Origin of the sequence: Nesterenkonia sp. AY15 (genome assembly GCF_022565855.1) — a bacterium.
Classification (GTDB): domain Bacteria; phylum Actinomycetota; class Actinomycetes; order Actinomycetales; family Micrococcaceae; genus Nesterenkonia.
Genome location: NZ_JAJOYV010000003.1, coordinates 242,625 through 257,601 on the forward strand (window position 1 = coordinate 242,625; position 14,977 = coordinate 257,601).

The 14,977-nt window shown below is 68.6% G+C and carries 16 protein-coding genes and 1 tRNA gene; 13 read left to right on the top strand and 4 right to left on the bottom strand.

Annotated features, from left to right (window positions below):
- Nucleotides 1-13 precede the first annotated feature (13 nt).
- Genes LSI54_RS06710 through LSI54_RS06725 form a run of 4 tightly spaced genes read left to right on the top strand, consistent with a single transcriptional unit; the run spans nucleotide 14 to nucleotide 3,392 of the window.
- Complete coding sequence (locus tag LSI54_RS06710) at nucleotides 14-559, top strand: dimethylamine monooxygenase subunit DmmA family protein (protein ID WP_241477996.1); 546 nt, start codon at nucleotides 14-16, stop codon at nucleotides 557-559.
- Nucleotides 556-1,491 carry a PDR/VanB family oxidoreductase gene (locus LSI54_RS06715; RefSeq protein WP_241477997.1) on the top strand — a complete coding sequence of 312 codons (936 nt, stop codon included), beginning with the start codon at nucleotides 556-558 and terminating at the stop codon, nucleotides 1,489-1,491. The genes LSI54_RS06710 and LSI54_RS06715 overlap by 4 nt, the downstream gene beginning before the upstream one ends.
- Nucleotides 1,488-2,486 (top strand): heme-dependent oxidative N-demethylase family protein, encoded by a 999-nt coding sequence (locus LSI54_RS06720; RefSeq protein WP_241477998.1) that lies wholly within the window; start codon nucleotides 1,488-1,490, stop codon nucleotides 2,484-2,486. The genes LSI54_RS06715 and LSI54_RS06720 overlap by 4 nt, the downstream gene beginning before the upstream one ends.
- 9 nt (nucleotides 2,487-2,495) lie before the next feature.
- Nucleotides 2,496-3,392 carry a LysR substrate-binding domain-containing protein gene (locus LSI54_RS06725; RefSeq protein WP_241477999.1) on the top strand — a complete coding sequence of 299 codons (897 nt, stop codon included), beginning with the start codon at nucleotides 2,496-2,498 and terminating at the stop codon, nucleotides 3,390-3,392.
- On the opposite strand, the gene thiE is transcribed toward LSI54_RS06725, so the two are convergent.
- The 3 genes from thiE to LSI54_RS06740 all read right to left on the bottom strand — a co-directional run bounded on the left by thiE (nucleotide 3,289) and on the right by LSI54_RS06740 (nucleotide 5,505).
- Entirely contained in the window at nucleotides 3,289-3,999 is a 711-nt protein-coding gene (gene thiE, locus LSI54_RS06730; protein ID WP_241470848.1) for a thiamine phosphate synthase, read from the bottom strand. The genes LSI54_RS06725 and thiE overlap by 104 nt on opposite strands.
- A 181-nt stretch (nucleotides 4,000-4,180) precedes the next feature.
- Complete coding sequence (locus LSI54_RS06735) at nucleotides 4,181-4,735, bottom strand: type 1 glutamine amidotransferase domain-containing protein (protein ID WP_241478000.1); 555 nt, start codon at nucleotides 4,733-4,735, stop codon at nucleotides 4,181-4,183.
- Nucleotides 4,736-4,893: 158 nt separating this feature from the next.
- A complete protein-coding gene (locus LSI54_RS06740) occupies nucleotides 4,894-5,505 on the bottom strand; it encodes a malonic semialdehyde reductase (RefSeq protein ID WP_241476339.1) in 612 nt (203 codons plus the stop codon).
- Nucleotides 5,506-5,707: 202 nt separating this feature from the next.
- Here LSI54_RS06740 and LSI54_RS06745 point away from each other — a divergent pair.
- The 8 genes from LSI54_RS06745 (at nucleotide 5,708) to LSI54_RS06780 (ending at nucleotide 12,317) form a co-directional block, all read left to right on the top strand.
- Nucleotides 5,708-5,778: transfer RNA gene (locus LSI54_RS06745), tRNA-Gly, on the top strand.
- 2 nt (nucleotides 5,779-5,780) lie between these two features.
- Complete coding sequence (gene thiO, locus LSI54_RS06750) at nucleotides 5,781-7,022, top strand: glycine oxidase ThiO (RefSeq protein ID WP_241478001.1); 1,242 nt, start codon at nucleotides 5,781-5,783, stop codon at nucleotides 7,020-7,022.
- Between the two features lie 118 nt (nucleotides 7,023-7,140).
- The gene (thiS, locus tag LSI54_RS06755) at nucleotides 7,141-7,380 is read left to right on the top strand and encodes a sulfur carrier protein ThiS (RefSeq protein ID WP_241470852.1); all 240 of its coding nucleotides are present in this window, start codon (nucleotides 7,141-7,143) and stop codon (nucleotides 7,378-7,380) included.
- 12 nt (nucleotides 7,381-7,392) lie between these two features.
- Nucleotides 7,393-8,202 (top strand): thiazole synthase, encoded by an 810-nt coding sequence (locus LSI54_RS06760; RefSeq protein ID WP_241478002.1) that lies wholly within the window; start codon nucleotides 7,393-7,395, stop codon nucleotides 8,200-8,202.
- 15 nt (nucleotides 8,203-8,217) lie between these two features.
- Nucleotides 8,218-9,507 carry a molybdopterin-synthase adenylyltransferase MoeB gene (moeB, locus tag LSI54_RS06765; protein ID WP_241478003.1) on the top strand — a complete coding sequence of 430 codons (1,290 nt, stop codon included), beginning with the start codon at nucleotides 8,218-8,220 and terminating at the stop codon, nucleotides 9,505-9,507.
- Nucleotides 9,508-9,535: 28 nt separating this feature from the next.
- Nucleotides 9,536-10,522, top strand: a complete 987-nt coding sequence (locus LSI54_RS06770; RefSeq protein WP_241465609.1) for a carbohydrate kinase family protein — start codon at nucleotides 9,536-9,538, stop codon at nucleotides 10,520-10,522.
- A gap of 4 nt (nucleotides 10,523-10,526) precedes the next feature.
- Nucleotides 10,527-11,483, top strand: coding sequence for an HAD family hydrolase (locus LSI54_RS06775; RefSeq protein WP_241465608.1), 957 nt, complete (start codon nucleotides 10,527-10,529; stop codon nucleotides 11,481-11,483).
- Entirely contained in the window at nucleotides 11,484-12,317 is an 834-nt protein-coding gene (locus LSI54_RS06780) for a glycerophosphodiester phosphodiesterase (protein WP_241465607.1), read from the top strand.
- A gap of 30 nt (nucleotides 12,318-12,347) precedes the next feature.
- Here the strand turns inward: LSI54_RS06780 and LSI54_RS06785 are convergent, their stop codons facing one another.
- Complete coding sequence (locus tag LSI54_RS06785; protein WP_241476334.1) at nucleotides 12,348-14,186, bottom strand: alpha/beta-hydrolase family protein; 1,839 nt, start codon at nucleotides 14,184-14,186, stop codon at nucleotides 12,348-12,350.
- A 200-nt stretch (nucleotides 14,187-14,386) separates the two neighbouring features.
- Here LSI54_RS06785 and LSI54_RS06790 point away from each other — a divergent pair, with 200 nt between their 5' ends.
- Complete coding sequence (locus LSI54_RS06790) at nucleotides 14,387-14,773, top strand: PLD nuclease N-terminal domain-containing protein (RefSeq protein WP_241465605.1); 387 nt, start codon at nucleotides 14,387-14,389, stop codon at nucleotides 14,771-14,773.
- Nucleotides 14,774-14,977: the final 204 nt, after the last annotated feature.

Consider the following 14,977-nt stretch of genomic DNA (forward strand, 5'->3'; position numbering starts at 1 on the left):
CATGGGAGGACAGATGGCGTCGGTCCTGGACCATACGAGCATTCCCGCGTGGGCGCGTGCGCCTGCCGCGCAGCCAGTGGACCCGGCAGCCGCCTCATGCACGATCCTCACCTACGGGTCGTCGTCGCTCGCCGCAGGGTGGAGCAGCGAACTCACCGACCTCGGCATAGAACACCGCATCGTCGCCCTGGCAACGGGAGACAGCGCCCAGGAGCAGCTCATCATGGCTGAGGAGCTTCAGCGCGCCGTCGTCGGGTGGAGGTTGATGATCGTGGGACCGCTGGCGGACGTCCTGCGCGCCCGCTCCCTGGCGTTGCAGGCAGGACTGCTCGGAGCGGAGATCATCGTGAGCACCACAGACGTGGATCGCATTGAAGTCAGCTGCGCCCACTGTGCGGCGACGACGCTCACCACGGCGCGGCCGGCCCAGATCATCGCCTGTCATGGCTGCTCGGAGACCCTGGTCGTCCATCATCATCTCTCGCCTCTGAGAGGCAGCCTCCTCGGCTCCAAGCACGACGCGGAACAGCGGCTCGAGGCGAGGAGAGAGCCGGCATGAGCACCTTTGCCCTGGAGGTCACAGACGTGGTGGACGCCTCCCCAGAGGTGCGCACGCTCACGCTGGCGCGTCCAGATCGTGGCTGGCTTCCGTCATTCACCCCGGGCAGCCACCTGATCCTTGAATGTGGACCCTCGGTCAACGCCTATTCCCTGCACGGGGACTCCCAGATGCCGGACGCCTACACGATCTCGGTGCTCCGCACCGGGTCTGCCGAGGGAGGCTCGAGGTGGCTGCATGAGCGCCGCCCGGGAGACACGGTCCTCGCCCGACCGCCGCGTTCGCTGTTCCCCCCGATGCAGAAGGCCAGCAAGCACCTGCTGGTCGCCGCGGGCATCGGAGTCACCCCGATCCTCTCGCATCTGCGGGCGGCCGTCCGCTGGGGCCAGGCGGTGGAGGTCCGCTACATGCATCGACCCGGTCACGGGGTCCACCTGGAGGAGCTGCGCAACCTCGCTCCTGGGTCACTGCGCAGCTTCACCGACCGCGTCCAGTTCCGCGCCGATCTTGAACTGTGCCTGCAGCGCCAGCCCATCGGAACCCATCTGTATTGCTGCGGGCCGGCGACCTTCATGGACGCGGTCCGCGAGGTGGCAGCACGACGAGGCTGGCCGCTCGAGCGGGTGCACACCGAACGCTTCGGTGCTGACGTGCTGGACCCGGGGAAGTCTTTCGACGTCGCCCTCAGCGTCTCGCAGAAGGTCATCACGGTGGCTCCGGGTCGGAGCCTCTTGGAGGAGCTCGAAGACCAGGGACTCGCGGTGCCGAACCTCTGTCGGCAGGGATTCTGCGGGGAATGCCGGATCGACGTCACCGCTGGGATCCCGCTGCACCGCGACCAATACCTGGAGGACGAGGAGCGGGCCGCCAACGATTCGCTGATGTGCTGCGTCTCCCGAGCCGCATCTGACCGTCTCGAAGTGCCGCTGTGAGCGCTGATACGGTCGCCAGGGATCTGGTCCGCACTTTTCCCTTCCCTTTTGCCGGTGACACGTACCGATACTCCACCAACCTGGAACCAGCGCGTCAGTCGGTGCAGACGCCGGCAGGCCGATGGGGAGACGCCGTGGTGCACATCGACAGTGGATACGCCGCCGAGCTCGCTGAGCGAAGGGCCATTCTCAGCAGCGACCCCTCGCGGATGCAGGTGCTGCCGCATATGCGTCCCGCCGCGTGGGACGCCATGCTGACCCTGATGCAGGAGCTGACCCTCGCCTACCCGGACACGATGCGTCTGGACCGTGAAGCCGGGACGTTCCTGTGGACCAACCGGCGCAGGGGCATCGAACAGCGGTTCGTCTACGGGGACCCCAGCACGCTGCCGCAGGAGCCGCTGGCGTTCATCGGCGACCAGGTGCAGGAGGACATCGTCCTGTTGGACCAGCGCGAGGGTCAGCTCTTCGTGGATGCGGGACTGGTCTCCTTCGCGTCGAACTGGTCCTTCGGCTTCGACCTGGGGATGAGCTTCATCGAGATCCACGGGCCGGTGCCGCGGGTCCACGACACCGGGGTCATCGCCCGAGCCCAGAAGTTCCTCATGCGTCTGCAGCCGGACGCCCCCTATCGCCGGACCAACTGGTCGCTCTCCGTAGGGCGGCGCCTGGATCTGTCCACCGAGACGTATCCCGACTGGGGGCCTGAGAGAGGAAGGGTGCTCAGCGTCGACGACGCGACCTTCGGCGCCGAGGTGCACCTGCGGGTGGAGGTTCAGCATCTGGTGCGGCTCCCCGAATCCGGGTGTGTCATGTTCTTGATCCGCACCTACCTGCTCCCCCTGGAGGCGGTCGCGGAGGTGGAGCCCTGGCGGGACAGGCTGATGGCAGTTCTCGCCGAGCTCCCTGAGGACATGGCCGACTACAAGGGCTTCCTCGCCTACCGCGATCGTGCGGTGGACTGGCTGGCGGCCCGAAAGTCCGTGGCTCCGTAGACTGACCCGATGAGACTGGGAGCCATACCGGGCGCGACGCCGGACAAATGGGTGACGCGCTGGCGTGAGCGGTACCCCGACTTCGCCCTGAGCGTGGACCGCTTCGACGAGGCGGGTCAGTTGGAGCGACTGCGCGCCGGCACGGTCGACGTCGGATACATCCGGTTCCCCGAGGACGCGCAAGCCCCCACCGGGGATGACCTGCACCGGGTGTGGCTCTACCGCGAGGCCCCGGTGGTCTGCGCCTCCCGCGATCACTGGGTGGCCGCCGCCGAGACCTCGGTGACCTGGGATGAGATCGCCGCAGAGCCGTTCTTCGACCCGGCCGAGATGCTCCCCGAGCCCGGTTCAGACACGTCAGCTCCAGACCCGTCCGCTTCAGAGCAGTCAGCGCCGGAGTCAGAAGAACCCGAGGAGCATCAGCCGGCAGATCCGGAGCAGCTCGCCGCAGATGACATCCACACGCCCAAGCTGGGCGTCGATCTCGCCGCGGGGGAGAGGATGGCCTTGGAGGTCGTCGCCTCGGGTGCCGGACTGGTGATCCTTCCGAACTCGGTGGCACGGATGCTCGCCCGCCGAGACATCGTCATCCGCGAGGTCGAGGGCCTCCCAGGTTATGACGTGGGCCTGGCCTGGCTCCGCGAAGCCGACGGCCCGGTGATCCAGGAGTTCATCGGAGTGGCGCGCGGCCGGAAGCCCGGCAGCGGCCGCAGCGAGATCAGCACCGGCGTCGAGGCGAAGTCCGGGTCGAACTCTGGCTCGAAGCCTGAGGCGAAGTCCGACCCGAGGTCGAAGTCGACTCCTAAGCGGGCAGCTGCTCGCGCAGCGCCCGGGCGCTCGCGGCCGGGTCCGAAGCCTGGGTCACGGCGCGGACAACCACCACGCGGTCGGCGCCGGCCGCGGTGACCTCGCCGATGTTGGCCTCATTGATCCCGCCGATGGCGAAGAAGACCTTCGAGCTCTCCAGGCTCGCCGCCTGTGCCGCCAGCTTTAGTCCGACAGCGGCGCGGTCCGGTTTGGTCGGGGTCTCCCAGATCGGACCGGTGCAGTAGTAGTCCAGGCCGATGTCGGAGTCAGCTTCACGCACCTGCTCCCAGGTCTGGCAGGACCGGCCGATGACGACGTCGTCGCCCAAGATCATCCGGGCCTCTTCAGTGGTCAGGTCGTCCTGGCCGACGTGGAAGACGTCGACCCCGGTGATCGCCGCGACGTCGGCCCGATCGTTCGCGGCCGAGAGTCCGCCGTGCTCATTGGCGACCTGGCGCAGCAGGGTCAGCGCGGCGATCTCCGTCTGCACCGCGACACCCTTGTCCCGGATCTGGATGATGTCCACACCTCCGGTGTAGGCGGCGACGAAGAAGTCGTACAGCGCGTCGAAGTCCAGCTCATCCACCGGCCCCGCCTCGGGCCGGGTGATGAATCGCTGGAGGTCGGTGCAGACGTAGAGCCTGGCCGAGACCAGGCGATCCCGGCGCAGATGACCCAGGTGGGAGGGGTGTGGGGTGTGTGCCATGGTCTCAGTCTCATCCATATCTCCACATTAGGGCACCCCCTGGGGCTGTGGCCTTGGGATTGGTGAACGACATGGCTCCGGCCTCCGCGGAGCGCCAGCGCAGACAGAAGCGGCCAGGACCCATCTCTGGTCCTGGCCGCAATGCTCGTCAGCCGTCAGCCTTTCGGCCGGCGTGGCCTGTTCAGCCCTTCGCGACCAGCGTCAGGAACGCGTGGTTGAAGTCATCCAGATCATCGGGGGTCCGGGACGTGACCAAGCGATCGCTGACGACGGCGGACTCGTCCACCCATTCGGCGCCCGAGTTCGTCAGGTCTGTCTTCAGGGACGGGAAGCTCGTGACTCGACGGCCCTTGACCTGATCGATCTCGGTGAGGATCCAGGGGCCGTGGCAGATCGCGGCCACCGGCATCTCGGCAGCGAAGAATGCGGAGACGAACTTCTTGGCAGCATCGTCGATCCGCAGGCTGTCAGCGTTCAGGGTGCCGCCGGGCAGGATCAGCCCGTCGTAGTCCCCGGCCGAGGCGGAGCCGAGCTGGACGTCGACGTCGAAGTGATCGGAGTGGTTCCAGTCGCCCTCCATCGCCTGGAGGGACTTCTCGTTGGGGGAGACGATCTTCGCGGTCCCGCCGGCAGCCTTGATGGCGGCGATCGGCTCGGTGAGCTCGGGCAGCTCGACGCCGTCGGTGACCAGCAGCGCGATGGTCTTGCCAATGATCTGTGGTGAGTTCTCGGCCATGGTGATGCTCCTTGGTATCGGTGGTCATGTCAGGCCCGTGAGGGCCTTCTGCGCCTGTCGAATCTAGCCGGTGGCGCTGGTCGGTGCCATCGCACCTCCTGCACGCGAGCTGAAGATCGGAGGTGCTCGCGAGACCCGGGGCGCCCGCGGGACGAAGGTCAGAGGACCTGGGAGATCTGCTGGAAGCCGAAACGCTCTCCGCGCGGGTACTGGGCGTCGTCGTCGGTGCTGGGGCCGTGGCCCACGTTCAGCACCATCAGGGTCTTCCAGCCGGTCTCCGCGTGGACTTCGGCGTCGACCCCAGGTGCGTCGAGTCCGGCCATCGGTCCGACGTCGAGGCCGTGCGCGCGCAGCGCCACGATGAAATACCCGGCCTGCAGGAACGCGTTGTCGCGCCCCATCTTCTCGCGGAACTCGACTCGCTCGGCGAACTTCTCCCGCAGCCCCTCCACCTGGGGATAGAGCGTGGGCATGTGCTCATGCCAGTTCGGGTCATAGGCGAGGACCACGGTCATCGGTGCCGCGGAGGTCTTCTTGCCGTTGTCCCCCTTGAAATGCTCGACGACGGCGTCGCGCCGTTCCCCGGGGTTCAGCACGGTCAGGCGCATCGGCTGGCAGTTCATGGAGGTCGGAGCCCAGCGGGCGTCCTCGTAGGCCTGGTGGATCAGCGCCAGGTCGACCGCGCCCTCGGAGAAGAGGTTCGTGGTGTGGCGGCCTTCGAAGAGTTGATGCATGGTCTCGCGGTCCACTGCTGCAGTCGCCGTGGGCATGGGGGCTCCTCGTGCTCGTCGGTGTGCGCTTGAAGATGCCGGTTGCGGCATTATCAACACCAACGCCGAAGGCTTAGAGGTTCTTCCCTCCGCCGCTCCATCCCGCCTCTTCCTCATCTGAGCAACGGGTGTGGCTCGGGGGCGGCGCGCGTGACCCCGGTGCACCTGGTAATCTCGAAGCCTGGCTTCACCAGGCCAGAATGCGGGCGTAGCTTAATGGCAAAGCTTCTGCTTCCCAAGCAGACGACGCGGGTTCGATTCCCGTCGCCCGCTCTGTGAACACCAGGGCGAACACCGCAGTCATCGGCGCCGGCGTGATCGGGCTGTTGACCGCCTGGCAGCTGCGTCTGACCGGCCATGACGTCACCGTCATCGCCCCGAGCATCGCCCAGGACGCCTCCTACGCCGCCGCCGGAATGCTCGCCCCGATCAGCGAGGTCCAATACGGCCAGGATGATCTCTGGCCGATCATGACCGCCTCCCGGTCCGAGTACCCACAGTTCCTCTCCACGCTTTCCCGCGCAACCTCGGTGCCCACCGGGTACCGCGAGAACGGCACGCTGCTCATCGCCGCCGACCGCTCCGACCGCGACGCCGTCGCGGAGCTGGCTATTCTCCAGCGTGAGCACGGCATGGAGGTCAGCGCGCTGACCAGCTCCACCCTGCGACGTCGTGAGCCGGGCCTCGCCCCCGGACTCTCCAAGGGCTGGGATGTCCCCAGCGATCATCAGATCGACCCGCGCCAACTCGTCGCCGCCACCCGGGCCGCGCTGGAGGCAGACCTGGACCCGCGTCAGTTCCCCGGAGCCGGAGCTCCCGCCCGCTGGCACACCGCCACGGTCACTTCCGTCGAGGAGGCGCCTGACGAGCAAGAGGCACCCGGTCAACGGTTCATCCTCACCACCGACGACGGCGCGGCGCACCCGTTCCACTCGGTGCTGATGGTGCCCGGACTCGGCTACTCCGAGATCGCAGGACTGCCGGAGACCTGCCCGCTGGAACTGCGCCCGATCCACGGCGATGTGCTGCGCCTGCAGGTCAACCCGGCTCAGCTCATGCGCGGGGAATCCCACGTCCTCGATGCCACCGTCCGGGCCAAGGTCAACGGCCGCTCGGTCTACCTGGTCCCGCGCGCCGACGGGGGACTGGTGATCGGAGCCTCCTCCCGCGAAGACAGCCTGGCCGGCACCCACGCCGGCTCCGTCCAGGAGCTGCTCACCGACGCCGTCGCCGTGCTGCCCGGGGTCAAGGACATGGAGCTCACCGAGATCACCACCCGGGCCCGCCCCGGCACTCCCGACGAGCGGCCCTTCCTGGGGGAGCTGCGCCCCGGACTGGTGGTCTCCACCGGCTACTCCCGCCACGGCATCCTGCTGGCCCCGCTGGCCGCTCGGCTCGGCGCCGCACTGGTGAAACCTGCACTGTTGGGATCTGCATCGTCGGACCCCACACCCGAGCTCAGCGCAGAAGATCAGCAGCTGCTTAGCCGCATGCGGCTGACCCGGCACCGAGACTGACTCACTAGACTGGTCACGGCCCGCGCCGCGCGGGCCCGAGTCCTGGATCGGACCAGGAACACACCCGGCCCGTGCCGTGTTGTGCCAAGACCACCCGCACCTGATGACGTGGAGAACCATGCTCACCGTCCGCATCAATGAAGAACCCGTGACGCTGCCTGAGGACGCCACCGTGGTGGACGCCGTCGCGCAGACCACCGGGCGCAGCCTCAACCCCGATGGCACACCCGCCGACGGGGGTAGGCTCGGCGTCGCCGTCGCCCTCGACGCCGCCGTCGTCCCGCGCAGCCGCTGGTCCGCGACCACCCTGACCGGTGGCGAAGACATCGAGATCGTCACCGCAGTCCAAGGCGGCTGAGAAGAGAGCCCTATGAACACACCACTGCGCGCAGCAGACCTTCCCGCCCTCGAAGTCGGTGACTACACGCTGACCAACCGCCTGATCATGGGCACCGGCGGCATCACCGACCTCGACGCGCTCGAACGCGCCCTGCTGGCCTCGGGCACCACGCTGACCACCGTGGCCATGCGCCGGTACAGCCCCGAGACCAAGACCTCGGTGTTCTCGATGCTGGAGCGGCTCGGGATCGACATCCTGCCCAACACGGCAGGCTGCTACACGGTCAAGGACACGGTGCTCACCGCCGAGCTGGCCCGCGAGGCGCTCGAGACCAACCTGATCAAGGTCGAGGTCATCGCCGATGAACACACCCTGCTCCCGGACGTCATCGAGACCCTCGAGGCCACCGAGCAGCTCGCCGACCGCGGATTCATCCCGATGGTCTACACCTCCGACGACCCCGCCGTCGCACTGCGCCTGGAACAGGCCGGCGCGGCCGCGGTCATGCCGCTGGGTGCGCCCATCGGCACCGGGCTGGGCATCTTGAACCGGCACAACATCGAACTCATCACCTCCCGGGCCGGCATCCCGGTGGTCCTCGACGCCGGCATCGGCAGCGCCTCCGAAGCCGCACTGGCCATGGAGCTCGGCTGCGACGCCGTGCTGGTCGCCTCCGCGGTGACCCGCGCCCAGCGCCCCACCGAGATGGCCACCGCGATGCGAATGGCCGTGCACGCCGGCTACCTCTCCGCCCGGGCGGGGAGGATCCCGCGGCGCGAACATGCCCAGGCCTCCTCCGCTTTTGACGGCCGGATCTCCCCCATCGACGAACTCACCTGAGGAACCTGCCCCACGATGAATGATCTTTCCCAGTTCTCCCGCTCCCAGATGGAGCGGTTCCAGCGGCACTTCTCCCTGGACGGCTTCGGCATCGAGGCTCAGGCGAAGCTGCTGAACTCCCGTGTGGTGGTCATCGGCGCCGGCGGGCTGGGCGCACCGATCCTGACCTACCTGGCCGCCGCCGGGGTGGGCACCATCGATGTGATCGATCACGATGTGGTGGACCGCTCGAACCTGCACCGCCAGGTGATCCACTCCGAGTCCAGCATCGGGGAGCCCAAGACTGCCTCCGCCGCCGCGGTGATGCGCGGGCTGCACCCCGAGGTGGTCATCCACGAACACCGCGCACCGATCACCGCCGCCAACGCGCTGGAGCTGATCGCCGAGGCGGACATCGTGGTGGACGGCTCGGACAACTTCGCCACCCGCTACGTGGTCGCCGACGCCTGCGAGATCGCCGACAAGCCGATGGTCTCCGGGTCGATCCTGCGCTTCGCCGGACAGGTCAGCCTCTTCTGGGCTGGCCACGGACCCGCCTACCGCGACCTCTACCCCGAGGCTCCCGACGCCGGCGAGGTCCCCACCTGCGCCCAGGCCGGGGTGCTCGGGGTGCTGCCCGGGGTGATCGGATCCATCATGGCCACCGAGACCATCAAGTTCCTCACCGGCATCGGTGAGACCCTGTTGGGACGGGTGCTGATCTATGACGCGCTCAACGCCAGCTTCCGCGAGATAGGCCTGCACCCCGATCCCGAGCGGGTGCCGGTGACCAGCATCGGCGCCGATGTCGCCGGACTGGGCGGGTTCAGCGCCGACGCCCCCGCCGCGGCGGCCGCCCCGAACGCTTCGGCGCCCGCGACCGAGCCCGCGACCGAGCCCGCGACCGAGCCCGCGACCGAGTCCGCCACCGGGCAGTCTGAACCGGAACCGGCAGCCGAGCCGGCCGCCGTCGACGATCTCGACTTCAATCCCTTCACCGGGGACCCCAAGCTCGACGATGAGCTGACCCCCAAACAGTTGCGTGAGCTCCTGGAGGCCGGAGCGATCGGCGGCATCGTCGATGTCCGGGAGCCGTGGGAGCACCAGATGGGCACCATCGAAGGCGCGGTGAACATCCCGCTGGGGGATCTCTGGCACGACGACGCCGGGGTCTCCGGTCTCGACGACGTCACCGGAAAGCCGGTGGTGCTCTATTGCAAGATAGGGGTCCGCTCCCGCCAGGCCCTTGAAGTCCTGCGCCAGCGCCACCCGGAGGCGGAGCTGCGCAACCTCATCGGAGGCTATGAGCTTTACAAACAGCTCTGAGCTTTCTTGGGTGCGGTAGTTTAGTAGTGTGAGTGCATACCTGGCGGTCATCGGAGAATGCCTGGTAGATGTCGTCCATTCGGAGACATCTGCCCCCAAAGCGCACGTCGGAGGTTCGCCGTTCAATGTCGCGGTGGGACTGGCCCGGCTTGAGCACGACGTGGTCTTCGCCGGTCGCCGCGGAGACGACGACTATGGACGGATGATCGCGCGCAGTCTGCGCGCCCAGGGCATCACCGCCCTGCTGGAGGCCGACGCCTCCCCGACTTCCGTGGCGCGCGCCACCCTGGACCCCACCGGACAGGCCAGCTACGAATTCACCCTGGACTGGACGCTTCCCAGCGCTGACGAGCTGGAAGAGAAGTTCTGTGCCCTGGCCCGGGAGACCAAGCCCGCCGCCCAGAACGGCGACGACACCGGCCCGCTGGAGCACCTCCACGCCGGTTCGATCGGGGCCATGCTCCAGCCCGGCGCCGAGACGGTCAAGGGGGTGCTGGACCGGGCGCGGGGGGTCGCGACCATCTCCTATGACCCGAACTACCGCCCCACTCTGGTGCCCAACCGCGAGGAAGCCCGCCTGCAGGCCGAGGAGTTCATCGCCCGCGCCGACGTCATCCAGGCCTCCACCGACGATCTGGATCTGCTCTACCCCGAGCGCAGCCACCGCGAGACCATGGAGGCCTGGCTGCAACTGGGTCCCGCCCTGGTCATCGTCACCCGAGGACCGTCCGGGGCGATGGGGCTGACCCGCGCAGGCTTCGCCGAGCAGGAGGCCTTCTCCATCGAGGTCGCTGACACGGTCGGCGCCGGAGACTCCTTCATGGCCGCCACGCTTTCCACGCTGCGCGGGATGAACCTGCTCGGTGCCTCCCGGCGGGCAGCGCTGCGCGAGATCAGTACCGACCAGCTCGCCACCGTGCTGCGCACCGCCGCCCGGGCCGCGGCGATCAACTCCTCCCGCTTCGGCGCCCAGCCTCCCACTGCGGATGAGCTCACCCAGGCTCTCAAGAGCTGATCAGATGACCGAGCTCTCCTTCCCCGCCTCCGTTCCGACGCTCACCGGTGGGCCGGTGCACCTGATCGCCAGCGACATCGACGGGACCATCCTCAGCTACACCCACACCCAGTCGGGCACGGTCTCCGCGCGCACGGTCGAGGCGTTCCAAGCCGCCCAGTCGGCAGGTGTCCGGGTCGTGCTCGTCACCGGACGCCCGGTGCGCTGGCTCAAACACATCAGCGAGACCCTCGGCGCACTGGGCACCGTGATCGCCTCCAACGGCGCAGTCATCTACGACCTCGCCGGCGACCGGCTCATCCACGAGGCCGCCCTGAACGCCGAGGCGCTGTTCAGCGTAAAGGATATGATCAGCCAGATCGATCCGCGGGCCTCCTTCGCCGCGGAGACCCTCCAGCACGTGCACATGGAGGAGCCCTTCATCGCCGGTTCGCTGTTCTTCGAAGAGGACCGCCGCCGCGCCGCCGGCGTCACCGAGGAAGACCTGCGGCTCGGGCCGCTGGACGAGACCCTGGAGCGCGATGGGCTCACCCACGCGGCCCGGACCCCGGGAAGCGACGTCACCAGCGCCCACGTGACCGATCGGGTGGTCAAGCTGCTATGCAAGACCAACACCATGGCCCCGGATGAGTTCCTCGGCCGGGTCCAGGAGAAGGTCGGGAACCTGCTCACCGTCACCCACTCAGCCCCTGGGGTCAGCCTGCTGGAGCTCTCCGCCCGCGGCGTGAACAAGGCCGCCGGCCTCGCCCGCTACGCTGCCTCCCATCAGATCGACCGGGAACGCGTCGTCGCCTTCGGGGACATGCCCAATGACATCGAGATGCTCCGCTGGGCCGGCACCTCCTGGGCCGTCGGCTCGGCCCACCCGGAGGCCCGCTCCGCCGCGAACCACACCGCAGCATCCTGTGACGAGGACGGCGTCGCGCAGGTGATCGAGAAGCTGCTCGCCGGAGAGCTCTAGATGCCCAAGCCCTACCGCAGGCACGCCTATCGGGACGTGGCGTACCTGCTGAACTCCCGGCCCGGGCCGCTGCACCACCGGCCGCTGGCCTTCGCCCACCGCGGCGCTGATCCGCGCCGTGAGAACACCATGGGCGCCTTCCGCCATGCGGTGGAGCTGGGGTACCGATACCTGGAGATCGACGTGCGCACCGCCGCCGACGGCACCCTGGTGGTCTTCCACGACGAGGAGCTGGACCGCGTCACCACCGGCAGCGGCCCGCTGGGCGAGAAGACCTGGGCTGAACTCGCCGAGCTGCGGGTGGGCGCCGGCGAGGACTTCACCGAACCACTGGTGCGCTTCGAGGAGCTGCTGGACGCCTGGGATGACGTCCACCTCAACGTCGACCTCAAGGACTCCGCCGCGGTGACCGAGTTCGCCCGGCTGGTGGACTTACACCAGGCCCACGACCGGGTGCTCTCCGCGAGCTTCAACGACGCCCGCCGGCACAGTGTTCGACGTCGGCTGACCCGGCCGGTCGCCGCCTCAGGCGGCTGGGCCGCCACCGCGCTGATCGTGCTCATGGGACCGCTCGGACTGATGGGCCGGCTGGGCGGGCGCATCGCCGAGATCGACTGCGTGCAGGTCCCGGTCTCCCAGGGCCGGCTGCGCGTGGTGACCCCGCGCTTCGTGCAGCGCTGCCACCAGGCGGGCCTGCAGGTCCACGTCTGGGTCGTCGATGACCCCGCGCAGATGCATGAGCTCCTGGACATGGGCGTGGACGGTCTGATGACCGACGACGCCGAGGCGCTCGCCGAGGTCATGCGCGAACGCTCCGTCTGGCCGCAGCGCTGACCTGGTCCGAAGAAGACGTCACCCCACAGTTCACTCCCAGGTCGGGTCGTGGGTGTCGATCTGCTCGATGACGGACTGGATCGCGTCCAGCTGCTCCTGGCTGCGTCCATGACCGGGCAGCACCTGCGCCCAGCCGTCCACCGCGACGTCTCCGAAGTTGTGGCCGTGGCTCGGCGGGACCGCCTCGCTGACCAGCATGTCTGCCACCAGGTGCAGGAACGTGACTCCGGGGATCCAGCGCATCGAGTCGCTGACATCAGCACCCCGTCCGCCCGAGGCCGCAGGTCCCTGCAGCCACTCGGGGGACCGGACTATCACGGCAGGGTCGAGCCAGGTGATCGGATCCGTGGCGTGCTGGAGGTAGCCCAGGCGAGGCTGCCGCCAGGATCCCCCGAGTGCGGCGAAGTCGCCGGGCTTGGACTGCCAGCGCACCTGCTCACCGTCCCGGTAGACCGGCCGCCAGATGGGACTGCCCGGATCCCGGTTCGCCTGCAGGGTGCGCCACGGCTCGGAGGTCGCCGGCGGTCCGGTGAACAGGGCGGCGTCGGTGCGCGCCAACAGATCCTCCAGGCTCAAGAAGCTGCCGGACATTCCCAGCGCGCCCAGGCTCAGCCCGTAGACCACCAGCCGGGGCCGGTCCGCCTCTGGCAGCTCCTGCCACCGAGCATGGACCGCGTCGAAGAGCACCCGGCTCGAATCTTTCGGGAGATCCGGGTCGAACAGGAAGGGGACCCAGCTGGGCTGCACCGAATACTGCATCGAGGCGGTGGCGGTGTCTCCGGCATAGAGGTGTTCCAGGGACGCTATGGCCTGCGGCTCGAGCCAGCCGGAGCCGGTCGGCGTAGCGACGAGCAGCACTTCACGGTCGAACCCGCCGTGGCGTTCGAGCTCCTCCACCACCAGGGCCGCGCGGGCCGCCGGGTCTTCCCCCTGCGAGAGCCCGGCGTAGGCCCGCACCGGCTCTTCTGCCTCAGCGCCGGTGACCTGCGCGATCTGCGCCGCGCTCGGGCCGCCGCCGGCGAAGGCTCGGCCCTGTCGGCCCAGCCCGTCCCACTCTGCGGCCGAGCCGGGCCCACCGGAGCGGCCAGGAAGAACCGGGGGAGAGCTGCCCTCGAGCGTGCCCGCGTCCCGGTCGTGATAGACCTGGCCGACGACGCCGAGCCCGCCGCCGACCAGCCCGAGGATCAGGGCGAGCACTGCAGTCACCCCCGTGGCCCGTGACGCCCAGCGGCCCCGTCGCTCGGAACCGCTCCGGCGGACCACCCACCGTCCCACCGCGCTCCGCAGTGCGGTGATCCCCCTGGCGATCCCGAGGAGCAGACCCATCGTGGCGACCATGCTCGCCACGAAGGCGACGTGACCGGCCCCGTCGACCGGTTCCATCTCCACGAGTTCGCGGACCTCGTTCTGCCAGGACACCACGAGCGCCCCATAGCCGACCACATAGGCCAGCAGCGCCACGACGAGGGCACCGGTGAGGCGCACGGTGCGACGCGGTGACCGCTGCTGCATGCCGGCAGAGGGAGGCGCGCCTCCAGGTCTGGGAGCTCGACGAGCGTGCGACGATGCGACCCCACGCCTGGTCGGCTGGCTGCCGGGAAGCTGGTCACCGACCCGCTGGTCACCGACCCGCTGGTCGTCGAAACGCTGCTTCCCGAAACGCCGTGCGAGAGCCCGCCCCCCACGGCGCACCGCGAAGCCGAGCTGGAAGCCGACCATGAACCACAGTCCCGCCATGACTCCCTGGAACACCGTCGGACGGGGCACCAGTGAAGGGGTCAGCGCGAGGGACGCTAGCGCCAGGGCGCAGACCAGGTTGATCAGATGCGCCCGCAGGAAGCCGGCGCAACGTGCAGCGAGGCTCATCATGCCGATCACCTCCGCGCTGACGACACCACTCGGTGGCCAGGGAGGGGCTCTGCAGGCTTTCCAGGTCACTCTGTGAGCGCAGTCTAAGCGCGCGGGGGTCGGTTGCGGGAGGGCTCAGGGATGAAGCCCGGTGGAACATCAGCGCTGATCTGGTCCCGCAGCATGAGGACCCGCTCAGGTGCGGCTTCTAGACTGGGGACGTGAATCCCTCCAACGCTGTCCTCGCCGCACGCCTGCTCACCGAGAGCAACCCCGTCTGGGCCTGGGCCATCGCGGTCACCGCGGTGGGGCTGCTGGTGGCGGCGCTGATGGTGCTGGTCCAGGACACGGGCAAGCCCGGCAGGCGCGCCGCGATCTGGGGTGTGGTGATCTTCATGATCCCGATCATCGGCCCTGCGTTCTACCTGATCTGGGAGACCGTGCGGTACCACCGTGAGCATGGCCGCCCGGAGAAGGGCATGGTGGAGAAGTATGCCCCCGAAGAGGTGGCGCAGCGCCGAGAAGAGGCCCGCCGAGAAGAGGCCCGCCGGGACGAAGACCGGCGCGGATCGAGACGGGGCGACGACGCCGACGCCGCTGCTGACTGACTCCCAGGCCGGGGGTAGGCGCGCCTTCGGCGCGATCGGGATCGAGGTCCTCCGTGCACAGCAAGAGGGCGGGATCCGAATACTCGGATCCCGCCCTCTCAGGTGTTGCTCGGTTCAGCGGATCACGTCACCAGGATGACGATGATCACGATGAGCAGGATGGCGGTGAGGCTGATTGGAAGAATACGTCCCATGTTGTGTCTT

Excerpts from the sequence above, each read along its gene's own strand:
- LSI54_RS06740 (WP_241476339.1), bottom strand. The coding sequence starts at position 5,505 with ATGCCCACGGCGACTGCAGCAGTGGACCGCGAGACCATGCATCAACTC.
- LSI54_RS06780 (WP_241465607.1), top strand. The coding sequence starts at position 11,484 with ATGCCCAAGCCCTACCGCAGGCACGCCTATCGGGACGTGGCGTACCTG.
- LSI54_RS06710 (WP_241477996.1), top strand. The coding sequence starts at position 14 with ATGGCGTCGGTCCTGGACCATACGAGCATTCCCGCGTGGGCGCGTGCG.
- LSI54_RS06735 (WP_241478000.1), bottom strand. The coding sequence starts at position 4,735 with ATGGCCGAGAACTCACCACAGATCATTGGCAAGACCATCGCGCTGCTG.
- LSI54_RS06715 (WP_241477997.1), top strand. The coding sequence starts at position 556 with ATGAGCACCTTTGCCCTGGAGGTCACAGACGTGGTGGACGCCTCCCCA.
- LSI54_RS06775 (WP_241465608.1), top strand. The coding sequence starts at position 10,527 with ATGACCGAGCTCTCCTTCCCCGCCTCCGTTCCGACGCTCACCGGTGGG.
- moeB (WP_241478003.1), top strand. The coding sequence starts at position 8,218 with ATGAATGATCTTTCCCAGTTCTCCCGCTCCCAGATGGAGCGGTTCCAG.
- LSI54_RS06760 (WP_241478002.1), top strand. The coding sequence starts at position 7,393 with ATGAACACACCACTGCGCGCAGCAGACCTTCCCGCCCTCGAAGTCGGT.
- thiS (WP_241470852.1), top strand. The coding sequence starts at position 7,141 with ATGCTCACCGTCCGCATCAATGAAGAACCCGTGACGCTGCCTGAGGAC.
- thiE (WP_241470848.1), bottom strand. The coding sequence starts at position 3,999 with ATGGCACACACCCCACACCCCTCCCACCTGGGTCATCTGCGCCGGGAT.
- LSI54_RS06725 (WP_241477999.1), top strand. The coding sequence starts at position 2,496 with ATGAGACTGGGAGCCATACCGGGCGCGACGCCGGACAAATGGGTGACG.
- LSI54_RS06785 (WP_241476334.1), bottom strand. The coding sequence starts at position 14,186 with ATGATGAGCCTCGCTGCACGTTGCGCCGGCTTCCTGCGGGCGCATCTG.